Consider the following 20,447-nt stretch of genomic DNA (forward strand, 5'->3'; position numbering starts at 1 on the left):
GCATACTGCATTTGCAGTATGGCCGGGTTACCGATAGATACAGAGAATCACCTGACGCTGAGCACCAGGGAGGCCACGTCCTTCATGGTCATTTTCGGCCGTGACCCGCAAGCCTGCGCCGCATGAACAGCCCAACCGAAATGAAAAAGATGACCTTCAATTCCTTGCCCCTGTCCACCTTGACCTCGGCGCTTTTGCTGGCCATGTATGGCGGTGCCTGGGCACAAACCCCGCCCGTGCCAGACGCCGGCCAGGTGCTGCGCGACCTGCGGCAGGCTTCGCCCATGCCGCAACCGCAGGCGGCGCCGTTGCAGCGCATCGAAGAGTCGCCCGACCTGAGCCAGAAGGGCGAGGCCAGGGTGCTGGTCAAGTCCGTCACCATCACCGGCAACCAGGAGATCCCGGGCAGCGAGCTGCAGCCGCTGGTGGCCGGCCTGGTCGGCGCAGAGCAGTCGCTGAGCCAGCTCAACGCTGCCGCCCGGCGCATCACGGCCTACTACCGGCGCCAGGGCTTTGCCGTGGCCCGTGCCTACCTGCCCGCGCAGGACATCACGGACGGCGTCGTCACCATCAGCGTCATCGAAGGCCGCATCTCCAGCCACCGTATCTCCAACAACTCCCTGCTGTCCGACGAAGCGGCCAGCGCGTACGTCGGCCAGGTGCGGGATGGCGATGTCATCAGGTCCGACCAGATAGACCGCGGCCTGCTGTTGCTGCAGGACACACCCGGCGTCAGCAGTTCCCGCGCCACCCTGCAGCCGGGCGCCAGCGTGGGCACTTCCGAACTCCTGATCGAGGTCAATCCGGCTGCCCCCTACAGTGGCAATGTCGTGCTGGACAACTACGGCAGCCGCTACACCGGCGAGTACCGCCTGGCCGGCAGCTTCAACCTGGCCAGCCCGCTGAAGATCGGCGACCAGCTTACTTTCAATGCCCTGACCAGCGGCCCAAGCCTGAGTTTTGGCCGTATCGCCTACCAGTTGCCCGTAGGCAGCGACGGCCTCCGGCTGGGCGTGGCCTACTTTGACACGCATTACAGGCTGGGCCGCGAGTTCGAGGCCTTGCAGGCCAACGGCACGGCCAGCAGCACCAGCGTGTTTGCGGCTTATCCGTTTATCCGCAGCCAGATGAAGAACCTGAGCGGCACCATCGTCCTGGAAGATAAAAAGCTCAACGACCGGGTTGATTCCACGGCCACCCAGACCGGCAAGAAACTTCAGGTGACCAGCCTGGGCCTGGCGGGCAGTCTGCAGGATGCCTTGTGGGGCGGCGGTATCAACAGCCTTGACCTGTCGCTGGTTTTGGGCAACCTGAACATCCAGTCGCCTACGGCTTTGGCGATAGATGCGGCCTCGGCGCAAACCAACGGCAGTTACAGCCGCGTGGCCTACACCCTGGGCCGTTTGCAGCGTATTTCCAACGAGACCTTTCTCTCCGTGTCCCTGAGCGGCCAGCAGGCGGGCAAGAACCTGGACTCGTCCGAGAAGTTCGTGCTGGGCGGGCTCAACGGGGTGAGGGCCTATCCGCAGGGGGAGGCCAGCGGTGATGAGGGTTACAAGGGCACGGTGGAGTTGCGCCAGGCGTTGATGCCGAACCTGCAGGGCACGTTATTTTATGACTTCGGCAGCATCAAAATCAACAAGAATCCGTTTGGCGCGCCGGCCTCAAACAGTCGCAACCTGTCGGGGGTGGGGCTGGGCCTGAACGCCAGCCTTGACAAAGTTCAGCTCCGGGCTGCCGTGGCCTGGCGCACCCATGGGGGGGTGCCAACCTCCTTGCCCGCTTCTGCCGTCAAAACCCCTACGCTTTTGCTTCAGGCTATTCTGGCCTTTTGAGGGGCTGGATGACAAAATGGCCTACATGAGCACCTTCTCGACGCCGCCGCCTGTGCCGTTGCAAGACAGCTCACGGGTAGCCGGCGCTGCCGTGTACGAGAACGATGCCGCCATCATGGCCGCGCTGGACATTGCCTGGAAATTGCCCTGCGATGAATTGATGGCTTTTGAAGTGGGTGTGCGCAACATGCAGGGCGAGGTCTACCGCCGTGCCGCCGTCAAGGGTGTTGCCCAGATGCTTTACTTCGAGGAAAGAATGACGGCCTTGGGTTTTGTCGCCGAACTGGAAGACAGTGAACACGACGGCAGCGGGTTTGACATCATCTTCAGGTACCGCGGCCTGCGTTGACGCCCCGTAGCAGGCTGTAACGGCATCCAAAGCCCGAATTTGGAGCGAAAAGTGCCTGTAGCCCCCGATTAATGCGCGCGACTAGCTATAAAAAATATAGCACTCTTGACGCCTGCCACGGTCATGAGCAGTGAACCCAGTACATGCAATACGGCGGTAAGCACTGCCAGGCCGTAGCGCGCTTCCATCAGGTAAATCACAACCTCTGCCGAGAACGAGGAAAAGGTGGTCAGGCCGCCCAAAAAGCCGGTGACCAGCAGCAGTCGCCAGACCGGGTCGATTTGCGGCATGGACTGGAACACCCCAAGGCACACACCAATCAGGTAGCCGCCTATCAGGTTGGCCGCCAGCGTGCCCCAGGGAATGAGCCCATTGGGCGTCAGCCACAAACTCAGGCCCCAGCGCGACAGCGCGCCCACAGAAGCACCAATACAGATCGCAAGGACAGGCAGCATGATGGTGGGCGTGTTGTTTGGCGAAGTAATAATAAGCCATGACTTTAACCGCCCCGATCGCACCCGGCGAGCCCACGCAGGGGCCCGCAGCCAGCCATGCCGGTTTTCTGGGCGTGGTGATGCTGGACACCCGTTTCCCGCGCCTGCCCGGCGATATCGGCCATCCCGATGCGTTTGGCGTTCCCACCAGCCTGCGTGTGGTCAAGGGGGCGTGGCCGGACAAGGTGGTGCAGTCGGGCGCCGGTTTGCGTGCCGGGCGCGTGGTGCCGGCTTTTGTGTTTGTGGTGCGCGCCATGGAGCGCGATGGCGCCAAAGCCATCACCACCAGTTGCGGCTTTCTGGTGCTGCTGCAAAAAGAGCTGCAATCGGCCGTCAAGGTGCCGGTGGTCACGTCCAGCCTGCTGCAGTTGCCGGGCCTGCTGGTGAGCCAGCCCAGGGTTGGCGTGCTGACCATCAGCTCGGGCAAACTGGGCGTCGAACACTTGCGCGCCGCCGGCGTGCCGCGCGAGCGCCTGAAAGACGTGGTGGTGCAGGGGGTGGATGCCGCCGGTGAGTTTGCCACGGCCATTTTGGGAAACCGGGAAACCATGGACACCGAAAAGGCCGGCGCCGAGGTGGTGGCTGCCGCTGTGGCGCTTAAAAAGCGTGAGCCGGCACTTTCAGATGTTGTGCTGGAGTGCACCAACATGCCACCCTACAGGCAGGCCATTGAGGCCGCGACCGGCCTCAAGACCTGGGCGTTGACCGATGATGATAGGCTGCTGCGGCCCTGGCGTGGCAACTGATGGCAAGGTGGTGAGGCGTCAAGGCTGCGGGCTGTCTTGCGCTGTCTGGGCCGAGGTTGCGGCCAGCGGAACAGCGCCGCCTTTTTGCCGCTCGCGAAACAGCGTGGCGCGCATCAGGAAAATCGTCGTGATCGGCGCGGTGAGGGCGACAAACAGTGTGATCAGCACGGCGTGCAGGAACAGGTTGAAGCCCTGCACCGAAAAATAGACGATGGTGGCAATGGTCAGGCACCAAACACCGGCGGTGGCGCCAAGCGTAGGCGCATGGATGCGGCTGAAAAAGGTTGGCAGCCGCACCAGGCCGAAGGAGCCGACGGCCGCAAAGGCTGCACCCAGCACTGCAAACACAGCGATGATGATTTCAGCCCAGAGCGGCAGCGGGCCAACGATGAAGTCGCTCATTCGATCACCTCGCCGCGCAGTAAAAACTTGGCCATGGCGGTCGAGCCGACAAAACCGAACAGCGCGATCAGCATGGCTGCTTCGAAGTACACATTGCTGGCATAGATGATGCCGAGCACCAGCATCATCAGCATGCCGTTGATGTAGAGGCAATCCAGCGCCAAGACCCGGTCCTGCGCTGTCGGGCCGATCAGCAGGCGCGTCACGGCGCAGAGCATGGCCACGGCGAGCAGGAAGAGTGCGAACTTCAGGGCCCAGAAAAGAATGGGTGTCATGATTCAAAAATCTCCATGAGCGGGCGTTCGTAGCGGGTCTTGATCATGGTGATAAAGGCCTGTTCATCCTCCAGGTCGAACACGTGGATCAGCAGGCTGGACCGGTCAAAGGACAGCTCGCCCCAGGCGGTTCCCGGGGTCAGGCAACAGATCATGGCCAGCACGGCCAGTGCATTCGGGTCACGCAGCTCCAGGGGTACGTGGATAAACCGCGGGCGCAGCTTGCTCCTGCGGCGCGTCAGCAGCAGGCGGCCTACCGTCAGCGCCGAGTGCAGCATGTCGAACACGGCATGTCCGGCAAGGCGCAAGGCTACGCCCGGCCTGCGCATGCGCACAGTGGCTGGCCGCAGGCTCCTGGTAAGCAGCGGCACGGCCAGTGCGAGCACTGCGGCCAGTATCAGGGTGCCGGCGTCCAGTGACTGGTTCAGCAGCAGCCACACCACAAACAGCGCTGCCGACAGCGGCGGCGAGGGAAGCCAGCGTTTGATCATGGTGCGGCTTTCGGTGTTGCAGGATTCGGCACCTGGCGCGCCTCCATCACGGCGCTGCGATAGGCCGCGGGGGAGAGCAGGCCCTGCGCCGTAGCACTGGCATGGTGCATGACCGGTCCGGCTTCAATCGTTAGCGCAACGCAGGCAGCCAGCAGCGCCGCGACCGGCAGCACCTCCAGTGTGCGCAGGGACGGCATGGCTGCCGCAGGTTGTGTCCAGAAATAGCGAATGCCGGCTCGGCTCAGCGCAACCAGCGCCAGGAACCCGGAGACCAGCAGCAGGGCCAGAAAGCCCCAGCTTGCCGGCGTGATGTGTGGGGCAGCGAGCAGACCCGAAAGCATGGCGAGTTTGCCGACAAAACCCGAGAGCGGCGGCAGGCCGACCAGCAGCAGTGTGCAGCCGACAAACGCGAGCCCGAGAAAAGCGATGCCGGCGGGTATGGCGCGGCCGTAAAGCGCCTGTTGTTCGTCGTCAAGGTTGACGTCGTCAAGTGTCTTCAGGTCTTCTGACAGGAACGGCGCATTGTCGGCTGATTCGTGCGGCGCGATGCTGGCACCGGCATTGCGCCAGCGTTCGATCATGTCGATCAGCAGGAAAAAGGCGCTCACTGCCAGCGTCGAGTTCAGCAGGTAATAAAGTGCGCCGGCCCAGACGGCGGGCTGCCCGAGGCCAATTGCCGTGAGCAGCGTTCCGGCGGAGATCAGCACGCTGTACCCGGCAAGGTGTGAAAGCCGTTGTGTGCCCACAATGCCCAGTGCGCTGACGAAGAGCGTTGAAAGACCGATGGCCATCAGCACGCTTTGGCCGAACTGCGCCGAGTCACCGGTGTCCGGCGCGAAGAGCACGGTCCAGAGCCGCAACACGGTATAAATGCCGAGTTTGGTCAGCAGGGCAAACACCGCGCTGACCGGCGGCACCGCCGCGCTGTAAGCCGGTACCAGCCAGAAGTTGAGCGGCCAGGCGCCGGCCTTGGCAAAAAATGCGGTCGCCAGGATGGCTGCCGCAGCATGCACCAGTCCGCGGTCTGCCGGGTCGAGCTGCGCAATGCGGATGCCGAGATCGGCCATGTTCAGCGTGCCCGTCACGCCATACAGCAGGGCTGCACCGATCAGGAACAGCGAAGAGGCCGCCAGGTTGATCGCGATGTAATGCAGCCCGGCCTGCACCCGCAGCCGCCCGGAGCCGTGCAACAGCAAACCGTAGGAGGCAGCCAGCATGACCTCAAAAAAGACAAACAGGTTAAAAAGATCGCCGGTGAGAAAAGCGCCGTTCAAACCCATCAGCTGTAACTGCAGCAGCGGGTGGAAGTGGACGCCGGCGCGGTCCCAGCGGGACGTCGAATAGATTGAGACCGCAAACGCCACCACACCGGTCAGTGCCACCATCATGGTTGAAAGCCGGTCGGCCACCAGCACGATGCCGAAAGGCGCGCGCCAGTTGCCAGGCAGGTAGACACCGATGGAGCCCTCGCCGCCGCCGGTACCGGGTGCATTGACCCAGCGCAGCAGCGCCAGCGCGGCCAGCAGGCCGATCAGGCCGGACACCACAGTAAGCACAGACTTGGCGCGGCGCTGCTGCTCATTGAGCAGCAGCATCAGTGCGGCCGTCAGCATGGGCACCAGGATAGGCACGGCCACCAGATGCGGCATGGTGGCGTCAAGAAGACGGTCCAGCCAGTGGAGGATGTTGGTCACTCTGGGGACCCCTTGACATGCAGGCCGGTGTCGTCGATCAGGTCTTCCTTGCCATCCACATGGTCAGTGCCGGCCAGCCCGCGCGAGGCCAGCATCACCACCAGAAAAAGCGCCGTCATGGCAAAACCGATGACGATGGCCGTCAGCACCAGGGCCTGCGGCATCGGGTCGGCGGTATTGGCCAGTGTTTTGGCTACACCGTGAACCAGCACGGGTTCACTGTCTACCTTGAGACGGCCCATGCTGAAGATGAACAGGTTGACTGCGTAGGAGATCAGCGTCAGGCCCATGATGACCTGGAAGGTACGCGGCCGCAGCAGCAGGTAGACGCCGGAGCTGGTCAGCACCCCTATGGCCAGGGCAAGCACGATTTCCATCAGCGGGCTCCTTCTGTGGATTCGGCCAGTGCTTTGGCTTCAGCCTTTTTCTCTTCCTGCTCATCAGCCCAGCGGTGGCTGCGCACGGACTGGTGCGACAGTGCTGTCAGGATCAGCATGGTCGCGCCCAGCACCAGCGAAAACACGCCCATGTCAAAAAACAGCGCACTTGGCACGTGGATGCTGCCCAGCAGCGGCAGGTGCAAATGCGCAGTGTGCGTGGTCATGAAGGGGTAGTCCAGCACAACTGCACCGCCGCCCGTGGCCAGCGCCAGCAGCAGCCCGATGGCGATCCAGCGGCGCGGGTAAATGCGCAAATGCTCCTCGACCCATTCGGTGCCGGAGACGATGAACTGCAGCAGCAATGCCACCGACATCACCAGCCCGGCGACGAATCCGCCGCCCGGGGCGTTGTGCCCGCGCATGAAAAAATACACAGACACCAGCACGGACAGCGGCAGCAGCAAACGCACCAGCACGGCAGGCACCATCAGGTAACCCACGGCCGTATCCACGGCGCGGCGCGGGTTGATCAGGTCGCTGCTGCCGTTGTCGTCCTGCAGGCGCTGCTGTAGCGGCAGCGCCATGGATTCAATGGCTGGCCTGAAACGCCGCAGCAGTGCATACACCGTCAGTGCGACAACGCCCAGCACGGTGATTTCGCCAAAGGTGTCAAAGCCGCGGAAGTCCACCAGCATCACGTTGACGACATTGGTGCCGCCGCCCTCAGTCAGGGCATGATTCAGAAAAAATGACGAGATGCTCTGGGGGAAAGGCCGGGTCATCATGGTCCAGGCCAGCGCAGCCATGCCGCAGCCGGCGATGGCCGCCACCAGCAAGTCGCGCCCGCGTCGGCCCAGCAGGCGTACGCGGGCCTGCATAGGCTGAACCGTGATCTTGCGCATGGGCAACCAGCGCAGGCCCAGCAGCAGCAGGACGGTGGTGACGGCCTCCACCACCAGTTGTGTCAGCGCGAGGTCGGGCGCCGAAAACCAGATGTAGGTGATGCAGCACACCAGCCCCGCAGCGGAGGCAAGCATCAGCGACGCCAGCCGGTGGAACTTGGCCTGCCAGGCCGCGGCGACGGCGCAAGCCGCGCCTATGACCCAGGTCATGGCGAACATGGGCGAAAAGGCCAGCAATTCACGCGTGCCGCGCTCGGCAGGCGTGAACCACACCGAAGCGCCGGCGCCGGCGATAGCCACGCTCACCAGCAGCAGCAATTGGGACTGCAGGCGCCGGGTACCCAGCAGGTGCCTGCTGCGCCGGCCGGTTTCGCTCAGGCGGGCCAGCAGGTTTTCAAAAATGCGCTGGCCGTCAAAACGGTGCAGCAGGGGCGTGTGCTCCAGCCTGCCGTGTGCGCGGCCCCGGCGCTGCAGCATATACAGCAATGCACCGCCGGCCAGGGCGACGAAACTCATCATCAGCGGCAGGTTAAAACCATGCCACAGCGCCAGGCTGTACTCAGGCAAGATGCCGCCGACCACCGGCGTAGCGGCTGCTGCCAGCATCGGGCCAACCGACCATGCCGGCGCCACGCCGACCACCAGGCAGGCCAGCACCAGCAGTTCGACCGGAACGCGCATCCAGTGCGGCGGCTCGTGCGGTTGTTTGGGCACGTCAGGGCCGCAGGGCGGACCGAAAAACACGTCAAAAACAAAACGTGCGGAGTAGGCGACGCTGAAAATGCCGGCCAGCGTTGCGATGACAGGCAGGCCCCAGTTGATCCACCCTGTGGACTGGATGTACACCGTCTCGGCAAAAAACATTTCCTTGGACAGGAAACCGTTGAGCAGCGGCACGCCGGCCATGGATGCGCTGGCGATGATGGCCAGCGTGCCGGTGATCGGCATCAGCCGCATCAGCCCGCTCAGCTTGCGGATGTCGCGCGTGCCGGTTTCATGGTCGATGATGCCGGCCGCCATGAACAGCGAGGCCTTGAATGTGGCGTGGTTCATCACATGGAACACCGCTGCGACGGCGGCCAGCGGGCTGTTCAGGCCCAGCAGCAGCGTGATGAGTCCGAGGTGCGAGATGGTGGAGTAAGCCAGCAGCGCCTTCAGGTCGCGCTGGAACATGGCCACAAAGCCGCCCAGCAGCAGGGTGATGGCGCCCGCGCCGCCCACCAGCCAGAACCATTCCTGTGTGCCCGACAGCACTGGCCAGAACCGCGCCATCAGGAACACGCCCAGCTTCACCATGGTGGCTGAATGCAGGTAGGCCGATACCGGCGTAGGCGCAGCCATGGCACGCGGCAACCAGAAATGGAAGGGGAATTGCGCGCTTTTGGTGAAGGCGCCCAGCAGCACCAGCACCAGCATGGGTGTGTACAGCGGGTGTGCGCGGATCACGTCGCCTGAAGCCAGCACCACGTCCAGGTTGTAGCTGCCAACGATATGGCCCAAAACCAGTACGCCAGCCAGCAGGCACAGTCCTCCGGCGCCAGTCACCGTGAGCGCCATGCGTGCGCCGCGCCGGGCATCACGCCGGTGGTGCCAGTAACCGATCAGCAAAAAGGAGAACAGGCTGGTGAGTTCCCAGAACATCACCAGCTGCACGATGTTGCCGGCCAGCACCACACCCATCATGGAACCCATGAAGGCCAGGAAGAAGGAGAAAAAGCGCGGCACCGGGTCCGAGGCCGACATGTAATAACGCGCATACAGTACAACCAGCGCGCCTATGCCCAACACCAGCATGCAGAACAGCCAGGCAAAGCCGTCCATGCGAAGCACCAGGTTCAACCCGAGGGCCGGCAGCCATTCGATTTCCTGCCGCAGCACGTTGCCATCGGCCAGTTTGGGAAACAGCCAGGCGACCTGCGCAGCACAGCCCAGGGCAACCAGGCCGGCCAGGGTCGACTCCCGGTTGCGCGCGTTGGCCGGCAGCAGGGCTGCAAGCACACTGGCAATAAAGGGGAGGGCGACGAGCAGAACGAGAGGCATTGCGCTTGATTCTATAGGTCGGCCATGACGCGCCTGTCACGAAAACCGCAGTATTGCACAGGGTTTCAGCCCCATTGACGACCCCAATGCAAGGGTTGCCGCGCTCCTCCCGGCCATCACTTGGCGCGGGTCATCGGGTCTGTATTGCCTGCCAGGGCCAGTTCGTCACATCTTCGATGGCAGCCAGGTCGCGATCTGCGGAAAGAACCACAGCAGCAGCACCATGCCGCACATCAAAAAGAAAAACGGCAAGGTTACCCGGGCGATATAGGTGATTTCCTTTTTGGTCATGCCCTGCAGCACGAACAAATTAAAACCCACAGGCGGCGTGATCTGCGCCATCTCGACCACGATGACGATGAAGATGCCAAACCAGATGAGGTCCAGTCCCGCCGTTTGCACGGTCGGCAGGATCACGCCCATGGTCAGCACTACCATGGAGATACCGTCCAGGAAACAGCCCAGGATGATGTAAAACAAACTCAGCGCGACAATCAGCAAAAACGGGCTCAGGCCCATGCCGGATACAAACTCGGCCAGGTGGCGCGGCAAACCGATGTAGCCCATGCTGAGGGTCAAAAATGCGGCGCCGGCCAGGATCAGCGCAATCATGCAGTACAGGCGTGTTGCGCCAAGCAGCGATTCCTTGAAGGTGGTCCAGCTCAGGGAACGTTGCACAAGTGACAGCACCAGTGAGCCGACAACACCAATCGCAGCTGCTTCAGTGGCGGTGGCAACGCCTGCGTAGATGGAGCCCAGCACCGCGCTGATAAGCAGCACCACGGGAATCAGGTGGCGTGACTCATAGACTTTTTGAGTAAATGTCATGGGTGCATCGGGCGGCGGGATTTTGCCCTTGTTCATCAGCGCCCAGACGATCAGGTAGCCGGAAAAAAGCGAGGCGAGTATCAGCCCGGGGAAAATGCCGGCAATAAACAGCTTGGCGATTGAAACATCGGCGCTCACGCCGTAAACAATCATGATGATGGACGGAGGGATAAGCAGGCCAAGGGTGCCGGCCCCGGCCAGCGAGCCTATCGTGATGTCTTCGGGATATCCGCGCCTGGCGAGCTCAGGCAGGGTCATTTTTCCGATGGTGGCGCAGGTCGCGGCGGATGAACCCGAGACGGCTGCAAAAATGGTGCAGCCGATCACATTGGTATGCAGCAGGCCACCCGGCAAACGGCTTACCCATGGCGCCAGGCCCTTGAACATGCTTTCGCTGAGCTTGGTGCGAAAAAGGATCTCACCCATCCAGACAAACAGAGGCAGGGCCGTGAGCGTCCAGCTGGATGATGAGCCCCAGATGGTCACGGCCATGGCATCGCCCGCGGCGCGCGATGAAAAAAGCTGCATGCCTATCCAGGCAACACCTGACAGCGTGAGCCCTATCCACACCCCCGAGCCCAGAATGGCGAACAGCGAAAGTATCAGCAGCGTGGTGATGGCAATGTCGGACATGTATTTTCTTGTTGTTTTGCGAAGGCTTATTCGTGATGCAGGGCTTCGTCGCTGTCCACCTGCACCCGGCGGCCCATGATTTCCAGTACCAGTTCATCAATAAAGGCAATCATCAGGACCACCGCGCCCACACCCATGGTGATCTGCGGAATCCACAGCGGCGTGGCGTCGTTGCCGGTGGAGACGTCGTTGAACTGCCAGGAGTTGATGGACAGCTTGACGCTGTAGTACGCAAACAGCATGGACAGCAGGGATGCGGCTGCCAGCGCCCATATCTCGATCGCCCGTTTGGTGGGACCTTTGACGGCGTTGAGAATCAGCGTCACGCGTATGTGTTCGCCTTTTTTGAGCGTATGCGCCAGCGCCAGGAAGCCGCAGGCCGCCATGCAGTAACCGGCGTACATGTCGGTGCCGCGCAGCGACCAGGCGAATTGCCGGTCCAGCACGCCTGCCAGCACGGAGACCAGCGTGCCGACCATGAAGATGGCGCCCAGCCACGCGGCGCCGTCGTAAAGCCCGTCAAGCAGCTTGCGCATGCCTACTTCTTCGCCGTGCTTGATTTCTCGTAGGCTGACAATACGGCCTCGCCATCGGCGCCGGCGCGTTTGATCCAGTCTGCCTTCATGATGACCCCTACCTGGCGCAGGTCGGCAACCAGTTTGGCTGACGGCGTCATGATCTTCATGCCCTTCTCAGCCAAGGCTTTTTTGTAAAACTCGTTTTTCTCTTCACTGACCTTCCAGCCGCGCACTTCTGCATCTGCTGCTGCCTTGACAACCGCAGCCTGTGTTGCGGCGTCGAGTGCGTCAAACGACTTTTTGTTCACGATGATGGCGTTCTTGGGCAGCCAGGCCTGAACGTCATACCAGTACTTGATGCTTTCGTAGGTTTTGGTGTCGTAGCCGGTGGAGCCCGAACTCATATAGCTGTTGACCACACCCGTCGCCATGGCCTGGCTGAGTTCTGCCGCCTGCACCGTAACGGGTTGTGCGCCCACCAGTTCTGCAATCTTGCTGGTGGCGGGGCTGTAGGCGCGCCACTTGAGGCCCTTCATGTCGGCGACGGCGGTGATTTCCTTGTTGACATAAATCCCTTGCGGCGGCCAGGCGACGGTATAGAGAACCTTCATGCCCTGTGCGCCCAGGATCTTGTCGAGCGCGGGCTTCTGTGCATCGGCCAGCTTGCGGGCTGCCGGATAGCTGGAGGCTACAAAAGGCAGGCCGTCGGCACCATAGATCGGGTTTTCGTTCTCAAAATTGACCAGCAGCACTTCACCGATCTGCGCCTGCCCACCCTGAACAGCACGTTTGATCTCGTTGGCCTTGAACAGCGATGCGTTGGCATGAACGGTGATTTTCAGCTTGCCGCCTGTGGCCTTGTCGACGTCGGCGGCAAATTGTGTGAGATTTTCCGTGTGGAAATTGGAAGCCGGGTAGGCCGCCGGCAAGTCCCATTTTGTTTGCGCAAAAGCTGATGAGCCGAGGGTCAGGGCCGCCGCGATCAGGGTGAGCTTGAATTTCATGGGAACTCCAGAAGAGGGATGAATTTGGAATGGTGACCGGATGAAAGGTCGTAGGATAGTAGACGCAAAATACGCGCCAGCGCCCCCGGGCATACCCCAAAAAGCCAGCCGGACCCGCTCACAGCAACCCCGAAAGAGTTCGCCATGAATCTACGTTTTGTCGAGGCCTTTTATTGGGTCGCCTCATTGAAGAGCATCTCGCGCGCGGCAGAAAAACTCTTTTTGACGCAATCGGCCATGTCCAGCCGTATTGCCACGCTGGAGGAGGAACTGGGCATCCTGCTGCTGGATCGCCGCGACAAGCAGTTCAAGCTGACGGTTGCTGGTACCCGCTTCCTGGTTTATGCCCAAAGGTTGCTGGACCTGCAGCGCGAGGTCAAGGCAGAAATGGGCTCGGGCGCGCCCATGGCGGTGGCCATGCGCATAGGCGCCATCGAGTCGGTGTTGCACTCGTGGCTGATTCCCTGGCTTGAAAAACTGCGGGCCGACCACCCGGGGCTGGAACTGGAACTGACGGTGGAGACCACGCCCATACTGATGGACCAGGTGCAGCGCGGTACGCTGGACCTGGTATTTGCCGTCTTGCCGGCTTCCGCGGATGGCGTGATCAACCATGCGCTGCCGTCCATGGAGATGGTTTTTGTGGGCAATCCCGCACTGCATAAAAAAAGAAATTACCGATTGAGCGAACTGGCGGAGATGGAGGTGCTGACCTTTCAAAAGGGCTCCCAGCCGCATGTCACCTTGCTTGACCTGTTCAAAAGCAACCGCATGGAGCCCAAAAAGGTGCATGCCATCTCATCCATTTCAGCAATGGTGCAACTGGTGCAGGGCGGCTTTGGCGTCGCATTGCTGCCACGCGCAGCCGTGCAGCGCCTGACGGGTTTTGCAAGCCTGAAACCATTGACCTGCGACAAGCGGCTGAAGGACCTGCCCATACACGCGAGTTACCGGACGGATCCGACATCGTCATCGGTTGAGACCGTTGTCAGGTCGGCGGTGGAGTTTGCGGGTGGCGCGACAGGCCGGGCTGCAGGCGGGAGCGCCGGCACCAAAACGGGTCGCCGCAAGCCTGAAAAACCAACGAAAAAGGTGTATCAGGGTAAATCCTTATTATCGAAAAAATCGATGATATAAGCGAAAAATTTCTTGTTTGATTTAGTGTTTTTCTAAAAGCACACTTCGTCACATGTCATTCAACTGTCATGTTTTTACGAGGAGATTCAAATGAAAAAATCGTGGTCGGCTCGCATGGCCGCAGTGGTGTTGGGGGCGAGTTTTGCCCTTGGTGCGCACGCCCAGCAGGAAATCAGGATAGGCGTTCTTTATCCCCTGACCGGGCCGGGCGCTTCGGTCGGAGCCGAGCTGCGCAGTGCGCTGGAGCTTGCGGCCGACATCATCAACAACGGCGCACCCGGTATTCCCGACCTGCCGTTCTCCGCAGGCAAAGGCTTGCCCAACCTGAAGGGCGCGAAGATCAAGCTGGTGTTTGCCGACCACCAGGCCAATCCGCAAACCGGCGCGACCGAAGCCGAACGCCTGATCACGCAGGAAAAAGTAGTTGCCCTGGTGGGCGCCTACAACAGCGCGGTAACGGCAACGGCCAGCCAGATCGCCGAGCGCGCCGGCATTCCCTTCCTGAACCCCGAGTCCTCGTCGGCTTCGCTTACGCAGCGCAACTTCAAATGGTTCTTCCGCACCACGCCGCATGACGACCTGTTCGTGCACAACGCCTTCGATTTTCTGAAAGAACTCGAAGCCAAGAAAGGCATCAAGGCGGGCGTGGTCGCCAGCCTCAATGAGAACGGCCTGTGGGGCACGGAAACCACCAAACTGCAGACCAAACTGGCGCCCGAGTTCAAGCAGAACCTGGTCAAGCAGGTGATGTACCCGGCCAAGACAACGCAGCTGACCTCTGAGGTGCAGACGCTCAAGGCCGCCAGTCCCAACCTGGTTCTGCAATCGTCCTACACGGCCGACGCCATCCTGTCGATCAAGACCTACAAGGAGCTGGGCTTTTCGCCGGACATGATCCTGGCGAACAACGCGGGCTTTACCGACACCGACTTCATCAAGACCCTGGGCAAGGACGCCGACTACATCATCACGCGCGAGGTCTGGGCGCTGGACCTGGCCAACCGCAACCCATTGATCAAGCAGGTCAACGACCTCTTCAACAGCCGCTACAAGATCAACTTCACCGGCAACTCGTCGCGCACCTTCACCGGCCTGATGGTGATGGCCGATGCCATCAACCGTGCGGGATCGACCGAACCCGAAGCCATCCGCAAGTCACTCGCCGCAACGGACATTCCCGGCAGCAAGCTGATCATGCCGTGGAAGGGCGTGAAGTTCGATGCTACCGGCCAGAACACCCTGGGCCAGGGCATCCTGGTGCAGATCATGGGCGGCAAGTACAACACGGTCTGGCCTTTCGACATGGCTTCCCGTGAAGTGACCTGGCCCATGCCCAAGTGGGACCAGCGCAAGTAAGCCGCGGACCCTGAATTAAAAAAAGAGACGACCATGACCACGGAAATATTGCTTCAGACGCTGGCCTCCGGCGTCCTGATCGGGCTGATTTACGCGCTGGTGGCTATCGGCCTGACCATGATTTTCGGCGTCATGGACATCGTGAACTTCGCGCACGGGGAATTCCTCATGCTCGGCATGTACTCGACCTTCTGGCTGTTTGCCCTGTATGCGCTGGATCCGATGATCACGCTGCCGCTGACGGTCCTCATGCTGTTCGCGTTCGGCGTGCTGCTCTACAGGCTGGTGATAGTGCGCATCATCAACGCGCCCATGTTGTCGCAGATCTTCACCACCTTCGGCATCATGATTTTGCTGCGCGGCGTGGCCCAGTTTCTCTGGAAGCCGGACTTTCGTTCGATCGAGAGTTCGGCCGTCAGCGGCACCGTGAAACTGCTGGGCATACAGCTCGGAAAACCCCAACTGGTCGCTGGCGTCGGTGCGGTTGTGGTCACCGGTCTGATCTATTTCTTTTTGAACAAGACACGGCTGGGCGCTGCGCTGGAAGCCACGGCCTCCGACAAGGAAGCGGCACGCCTGATGGGAATTGATTCGCACAAGATGTTCTCTCTGGCCTGGGGCATAGGTGCTGCCTGCGCCGGTGCGGCGGGCGTGCTGCTGTCGACCTTCTTTCCCATCTTCCCGGACGTCGGCGCCAGTTTCATCCTGCTGGCTTTTGTGGTCGTCAACCTGGGCGGCTTTGGGAGTGTGACAGGGGCTTTCTGGGCCGGCATCCTGGTCGGTGTGATCGAGGTCATGGGCGGCCTGTTGCTGGGGCCGCAATACAAGACGGCCATCGTGCTGGTGCTGTTTCTCGGTGTACTGATGTTCCGCCCGCAGGGCTTGATGGGCAAGGCGTGATATGAAAGCTCCCCTCCTAAGCGCCTTCGGCGCCTCCCCCTCAAGGGGGCGCCACCAGCGGCCCGGCAAAGCCGGTTCCGCGGTGACCCCCGCACTGGCCGCGCGCTTTCAGCCCTTGTGGGTCGCGCGCAGCGCTATGGATTACATATGAAAACAATGATTTTTTTCTGCGTTTGCCTGGCGGCAGCCCTGGTGTTGCCGATAGTGACTGACGCATCACACCTCAATATGGCCATCCTGGTGCTCATGGCGGCACAGGTGGGCGTGGCCTGGAACATGGTGGGCGGCTACGCCGGCCAGGTGTCGCTGGGACATGCCGCTTTTTACGGGCTGGGTGCTTATGCATCCACCTTGCTGCTGGTCAGGTTTGGCGTCAATCCCTGGATTGGCGTGCTGGCCGGTGGTGTTATTGCCGCGATGCTGAGCCTGGCTTTTGGCTGGTCATGCTTCCGGCTCAAAGGGCATTATTTTGCGATGGCAACCATTGCCGTGGCCGAGCTGGTGCAGATATTTTTCACCGAATGGGAATACGGCGGCGCGGCAGTCGGCCTGTATGTGCCCATGGACCGGCAGGGCTGGCTGTGGATGAATTTTGCGACCAAGCTGCCGTACTACTGGCTGGCGCTGGGCCTGCTGCTGCTCACGCTGGCCGCCAACTGGTGGATTGAGCGCAGCTACCTTGGGTACTACTTCCGGGCCATCAAGGATGAGCCCGATGCGGCGCGCAGCATAGGGGTGAACATTGCGCGCTACAAGCAGGTAGCCCTGTCCGTCAGCGCCTTCTTTACGGCCCTGGGAGGCAGCCTGTATGCGCAAAAGGAGCTGTACATAGACCCGGGCTCGGTGCTGTCAACCGCCCTGTCCATCAAGATGGCGCTGGTCGCCATCCTGGGTGGGGTGGGGACGCTGTTCGGGCCTGTGATTGGCGCTGTGGTGCTGACCAGCATCGAGGAGTTCACGCGGATATTGTTTGGCGGCACCGGACGCGGCACCGACGTCATTATTTACGCCAGCCTGATCATCGTGATCGCGGTGTTCTACCCGACCGGCATCGTCGGCTGGGTACGCAGCTTCAGGGAAAGGCGCGAAGCCCGTGCCGACGCCTCGCGCCGTATGGCGGTGCCGTCTGTGCCGGTACAAGCCGGCAATGGGGAGGCGTCATGAAGCTGCTTGAAGTCAACCAGGTCAGCAAGCGTTTTGGAGGCCTGACGGCGAACCAGGACGTGACATTCAGCGTTGATACCGGCCAGGTTGTCGGCCTGATCGGGCCCAACGGCGCAGGAAAAACGACCATGTTCAATTGTGTCGCGGGCTTTTTTGCGCCTACGGCCGGCAGCATATTGCTTGGCGGGCGCAATATTGCGGGCTTCTCGCCCGAGGCATGCGCAAGGGCCGGGGTGGCGCGCACTTTCCAGATTGCACGCACCTTCACCAGCATGACGGCCTGTGAAAACGTGATGACGGCAGCCATGCTGCTGGAACACAACGTCGCCAGGGCCCGGGCCGCTGCCATGCAATGGCTGGCCTTTGCAAGGCTGGAGCGCTTTGCCGACAAACCTGCGGGGAGCATGACCATCAGCGAGCAGCGGCGACTGGCGGTGGCGCGGGCGCTGGCCATACAGCCGCGCATCCTGCTGATGGATGAGGTCATGGCCGGCTTGAACCCGTCGGAAGTCCGCGAAGCGGTGGACGTGGTGCTCAGGATACGCGACAGGGGCATTGCCTGCCTGATTGTGGAACATGTACTGGAGGGCATCATGCCGATTGCCGACAAGATTGTGGTGCTGGACCGCGGCGTGAAGATTGCCGAAGGCACGCCGCAGGAAGTATCGAGCGACCCGGTCGTGATCACGGCCTACCTGGGAGAGTGATGATGCTCGAAATCAAGAATCTCAAGGTCTGTTATGACGACGTGCTGGCCATCTCTGATGTGAGCCTGCAGGTGGAGCCCGGAAAAATCGTGGCGCTGGTTGGCGGCAACGGCAATGGCAAATCCACCACCCTGCGGGCGGTGGCGGGCCTCAACGCCGCCGCTGCTGGCAGCATCACTTTTAACGGTGAGGCCATACACCGCCTGCCGGCGCACAAGCGCGTGCCCATGGGCCTGTCACTGGTGCCGGAAGGACGGCGCCTGTTCCCGCGCCTGACGGTGCTGCGCAACCTGCAGCTCGGGGCTTTTACCCGCATGGACAAGCACGAGGTCTTGCGGGGCATAGACGAGATGCTGGATCTGTTTCCGATCCTGAAGGAGAGGGCAACCCAGCTGGCCGGCACCATGAGTGGCGGCGAGCAGCAAATGCTGGCGATTGCGCGCGGCCTGATGGCGCGTCCCAAGCTGCTGATGCTGGATGAGCCGTCCTGGGGCATAGCCCCCAAATTTGTGACCAAGGTGCTGGAGGTGATCCAGCAGGTCAACCAGACCGGCGTCTCCATCCTGCTGGTGGAGCAAAACCTGCAAAAAGCGCTGGGCATTGCCCACTACGGTTATGTGATCCAGACCGGCCGCATTGTCATGCAGGGCAAGGGGCAGGATCTGCTGAACGACGACAGTATCAAAAAGGCCTATCTGGGGCTCTGAATTCAACCTGACGATGATTATTTGAACCTATGAACAAGATTTTTGAAACCCCGTCCGAACTTCGGCTGGCCAGCCGCAGCGGGAAGTTCACACAACCGACAGCAGGCCATGCGCCCGGCTACATCCAGGCCAACCTGATGATCGTGCCGCAGGCGCAGGCCTTTGATTTTTTGCTGTTTTGCCAGCGCAACCCCAAGCCCTGCCCACTGGTCGAGGTGCTGGAACCCGGCCAGCTGGAGCCGGCCTGCGCGCCCGGGGCCAACCTGGCGACGGACATTCCCGGTTACCGGGTGTACCGTGATGGCGAGTTTGTGGAAGAGCTCGATGACATCTCCGCACTTTGGCAAAAGGACTTTGTGACCTTCCTGATCGGCTGCAGCTTTTCGTTTGAGTCGGCGGTCATGCAGGAAGGCGTTCCCTTGCGGCATGTGGCGCAGGGCCGCAATGTGGCCATGTACCGCACCAACCTGGCGTGCACGCCGTCGGGGCCTTTCCAGGGCGACATGGTGGTCAGCATGCGGCCTGTCAAAAGCCGCGATGTGGCCAAGGTTGTCGAAATATCCGGCCGTTTTGCGCTGGCGCACGGGGCACCGCTGCATGTCGGCAACGCGGCGGAGATTGGCATCAAGAACCTGTCGAAGCCGGATTACGGCGACGCAGTGGACATCCTGCCGGATGAGGTGCCGGTGTTCTGGGCTTGCGGCGTGACACCGCAATGGATTGCGCAATCGAGCCGCCTGTCACTGTGCATCACGCATGCGCCCGGCAAGATGTTTGTCACCGACAGGCGGGGCTGAACATGATGAAAAAGCGGCCGCTGCCGGTTGCCCCGGGCAACACCTTCAACCCTCCCTGATTCCCAGGAGTTTTCCATGAAACACCACTGGACAACCGCGCTGTGCGCGGTGTTGATGAGTCACGTCCCTGCACTGCAGGCGCAGACTACCTGGAAGCTGGCCACGGGCTACCGTGCCGAGTCTTTCCATACGCAAAACATCATGCAGTTTTCGCGTGAAGTGGAGCAGGCCACGGGCGGCAAGCTGCTCATCCAGGTCTATCCCAACAACACGCTGGCAAAACTCAACGATGTCAGCCAGGCGGTGCAGCAGGGCAAGGCCGAGGCGGGCGAGACCATCATGAGCAGCCTGGTCAAGGAGATGCCTGTTGCCGGGGCCGACTCGATTCCCTTTGTGGTGAGCTCGTACAAGGATGCCGAACGCCTCTGGAAACTCCAGCGACCCGGCGTTGAAAAGCATTTCAGCGAGCTTGGCCTGAAGCTGCTGTACGCCGTGCCCTGGCCGCCGCAGGGCCTGCACTCCAGCAAGCCGATCCGCGGTGTGGCGGATTTCAAGGGTACGCAAATGCGTACCTACAACCCGACCACCTTGCGCATTGCCGAGCTGTTGGGTGCCAAACCGGTGGACGTGGCCATGGTGGACGTGGGCAAGGCCCTGTCGGAAGGCCGCATGGACAACATGATTACCTCGGCGCTGACCGGGGTTGAAAACAAGGTCTGGGGCCAGATCAGGTACTACTATGAGATCAATGCATGGTTCCCGAAAAATGTGGTGTTTGTCAGCAATAAGGCTTTTGATGCGCTCAAGCCCGAGGTGCGCGGCATGGTTTTGAAAGCGGCTGCCGATGCGGAAACACGTGGCTGGCTGGCCAGCCAGGTGCTGGCCAACAGCGCGACTGAAGAACTGCGGCAAAACGGTATCAGGATAGACCGCATCCCTGCGGACCTCGAACTGGAGATCAAGCGCATGGGCGAAAAGTTCTCCCGCGAGTGGGTACGTTCGGTAGGCAATGAAGCCAATGCCATTTTTGTGCCTTACTACCTCAAGCCATAGACTGGTTGTAAAAACCCAAGCAATATTTCCATTTC

At 61.3% G+C, this 20,447-nt stretch carries 21 protein-coding genes; 11 read left to right on the forward strand and 10 right to left on the reverse strand.

Annotated elements, in window-relative coordinates; genetic code table 11:
- Nucleotides 1-149: 149 nt before the first annotated feature.
- Together ACFQND_RS02365 and ACFQND_RS02370 are read left to right on the forward strand one after the other, a co-directional pair.
- Complete coding sequence (locus ACFQND_RS02365; protein WP_377412199.1) at nt 150-1,835, forward strand: ShlB/FhaC/HecB family hemolysin secretion/activation protein; 1,686 nt, start codon at nt 150-152, stop codon at nt 1,833-1,835.
- A gap of 25 nt (nt 1,836-1,860) precedes the next feature.
- The gene (locus ACFQND_RS02370; RefSeq protein WP_377412202.1) at nt 1,861-2,184 is read left to right on the forward strand and encodes a hypothetical protein; all 324 of its coding nucleotides are present in this window, start codon (nt 1,861-1,863) and stop codon (nt 2,182-2,184) included.
- Nucleotides 2,185-2,252: 68 nt separating this feature from the next.
- Here the strand turns inward: ACFQND_RS02370 and crcB are convergent, their stop codons facing one another.
- Nucleotides 2,253-2,639 (reverse strand): fluoride efflux transporter CrcB, encoded by a 387-nt coding sequence (gene crcB / locus ACFQND_RS02375; protein WP_371434403.1) that lies wholly within the window; start codon nt 2,637-2,639, stop codon nt 2,253-2,255.
- Nucleotides 2,640-2,677: 38 nt separating this feature from the next.
- Here crcB and ACFQND_RS02380 point away from each other — a divergent pair, with 38 nt between their 5' ends.
- Nucleotides 2,678-3,424: an aspartate/glutamate racemase family protein gene (locus tag ACFQND_RS02380; RefSeq protein WP_371434404.1), complete on the forward strand. Its 747-nt coding sequence runs from the start codon at nt 2,678-2,680 to the stop codon at nt 3,422-3,424.
- An 18-nt stretch (nt 3,425-3,442) separates the two neighbouring features.
- On the opposite strand, the gene mnhG is transcribed toward ACFQND_RS02380, so the two are convergent.
- From mnhG to ACFQND_RS02425, 9 genes are all read right to left on the reverse strand, one after another.
- Nucleotides 3,443-3,826 (reverse strand): monovalent cation/H(+) antiporter subunit G, encoded by a 384-nt coding sequence (mnhG, locus tag ACFQND_RS02385; RefSeq protein WP_371434405.1) that lies wholly within the window; start codon nt 3,824-3,826, stop codon nt 3,443-3,445.
- Complete coding sequence (locus ACFQND_RS02390; RefSeq protein ID WP_371434406.1) at nt 3,823-4,101, reverse strand: K+/H+ antiporter subunit F; 279 nt, start codon at nt 4,099-4,101, stop codon at nt 3,823-3,825. Before ACFQND_RS02390 ends, mnhG begins: the two co-directional genes overlap by 4 nt.
- Nucleotides 4,098-4,589 carry a Na+/H+ antiporter subunit E gene (locus ACFQND_RS02395; RefSeq protein ID WP_371434631.1) on the reverse strand — a complete coding sequence of 164 codons (492 nt, stop codon included), beginning with the start codon at nt 4,587-4,589 and terminating at the stop codon, nt 4,098-4,100. The genes ACFQND_RS02390 and ACFQND_RS02395 overlap by 4 nt, the downstream gene beginning before the upstream one ends.
- Nucleotides 4,589-6,241 (reverse strand): monovalent cation/H+ antiporter subunit D, encoded by a 1,653-nt coding sequence (locus ACFQND_RS02400; protein ID WP_371434632.1) that lies wholly within the window; start codon nt 6,239-6,241, stop codon nt 4,589-4,591. The genes ACFQND_RS02395 and ACFQND_RS02400 overlap by 1 nt, the downstream gene beginning before the upstream one ends.
- A gap of 41 nt (nt 6,242-6,282) precedes the next feature.
- Entirely contained in the window at nt 6,283-6,663 is a 381-nt protein-coding gene (locus ACFQND_RS02405) for a Na+/H+ antiporter subunit C (RefSeq protein WP_371434407.1), read from the reverse strand.
- Complete coding sequence (locus ACFQND_RS02410; protein WP_371434408.1) at nt 6,663-9,608, reverse strand: monovalent cation/H+ antiporter subunit A; 2,946 nt, start codon at nt 9,606-9,608, stop codon at nt 6,663-6,665. Before ACFQND_RS02410 ends, ACFQND_RS02405 begins: the two co-directional genes overlap by 1 nt.
- Before the next feature lie 165 nt (nt 9,609-9,773).
- Nucleotides 9,774-11,069 carry a TRAP transporter large permease gene (locus ACFQND_RS02415; protein ID WP_371434409.1) on the reverse strand — a complete coding sequence of 432 codons (1,296 nt, stop codon included), beginning with the start codon at nt 11,067-11,069 and terminating at the stop codon, nt 9,774-9,776.
- 26 nt (nt 11,070-11,095) lie between these two features.
- Nucleotides 11,096-11,605: a TRAP transporter small permease gene (locus tag ACFQND_RS02420; RefSeq protein ID WP_371434410.1), complete on the reverse strand. Its 510-nt coding sequence runs from the start codon at nt 11,603-11,605 to the stop codon at nt 11,096-11,098.
- A 2-nt stretch (nt 11,606-11,607) separates the two neighbouring features.
- Nucleotides 11,608-12,591, reverse strand: coding sequence for a TRAP transporter substrate-binding protein (locus ACFQND_RS02425; RefSeq protein ID WP_371434411.1), 984 nt, complete (start codon nt 12,589-12,591; stop codon nt 11,608-11,610).
- Nucleotides 12,592-12,735: 144 nt separating this feature from the next.
- Here ACFQND_RS02425 and ACFQND_RS02430 point away from each other — a divergent pair, with 144 nt between their 5' ends.
- The 8 genes from ACFQND_RS02430 (at nt 12,736) to ACFQND_RS02465 (ending at nt 20,412) form a co-directional block, all read left to right on the forward strand.
- Nucleotides 12,736-13,728, forward strand: coding sequence for a LysR family transcriptional regulator (locus tag ACFQND_RS02430; protein ID WP_371434412.1), 993 nt, complete (start codon nt 12,736-12,738; stop codon nt 13,726-13,728).
- Nucleotides 13,729-13,818: 90 nt separating this feature from the next.
- Nucleotides 13,819-15,084 (forward strand): ABC transporter substrate-binding protein, encoded by a 1,266-nt coding sequence (locus ACFQND_RS02435; protein ID WP_371434413.1) that lies wholly within the window; start codon nt 13,819-13,821, stop codon nt 15,082-15,084.
- 33 nt (nt 15,085-15,117) lie between these two features.
- Complete coding sequence (locus ACFQND_RS02440; protein ID WP_371434414.1) at nt 15,118-15,984, forward strand: branched-chain amino acid ABC transporter permease; 867 nt, start codon at nt 15,118-15,120, stop codon at nt 15,982-15,984.
- A 147-nt stretch (nt 15,985-16,131) separates the two neighbouring features.
- Nucleotides 16,132-17,148: a branched-chain amino acid ABC transporter permease gene (locus tag ACFQND_RS02445; protein WP_371434415.1), complete on the forward strand. Its 1,017-nt coding sequence runs from the start codon at nt 16,132-16,134 to the stop codon at nt 17,146-17,148.
- Nucleotides 17,145-17,855: an ABC transporter ATP-binding protein gene (locus tag ACFQND_RS02450; protein WP_371434416.1), complete on the forward strand. Its 711-nt coding sequence runs from the start codon at nt 17,145-17,147 to the stop codon at nt 17,853-17,855. Before ACFQND_RS02445 ends, ACFQND_RS02450 begins: the two co-directional genes overlap by 4 nt.
- 2 nt (nt 17,856-17,857) lie before the next feature.
- On the forward strand, nt 17,858-18,562 hold the full coding sequence (locus ACFQND_RS02455) for an ABC transporter ATP-binding protein (protein WP_371434417.1): 705 nt from the start codon (nt 17,858-17,860) through the stop codon (nt 18,560-18,562).
- A 29-nt stretch (nt 18,563-18,591) separates the two neighbouring features.
- Nucleotides 18,592-19,359: a putative hydro-lyase gene (locus ACFQND_RS02460; RefSeq protein WP_371434418.1), complete on the forward strand. Its 768-nt coding sequence runs from the start codon at nt 18,592-18,594 to the stop codon at nt 19,357-19,359.
- Nucleotides 19,360-19,434: 75 nt separating this feature from the next.
- The gene (locus tag ACFQND_RS02465) at nt 19,435-20,412 is read left to right on the forward strand and encodes a TRAP transporter substrate-binding protein (RefSeq protein ID WP_371434419.1); all 978 of its coding nucleotides are present in this window, start codon (nt 19,435-19,437) and stop codon (nt 20,410-20,412) included.
- Nucleotides 20,413-20,447 lie beyond the last annotated feature (35 nt).

The organism is Polaromonas aquatica (genome assembly GCF_042659145.1).
GTDB classification, from domain to species: Bacteria; Pseudomonadota; Gammaproteobacteria; order Burkholderiales; family Burkholderiaceae_C; genus Polaromonas; species Polaromonas aquatica.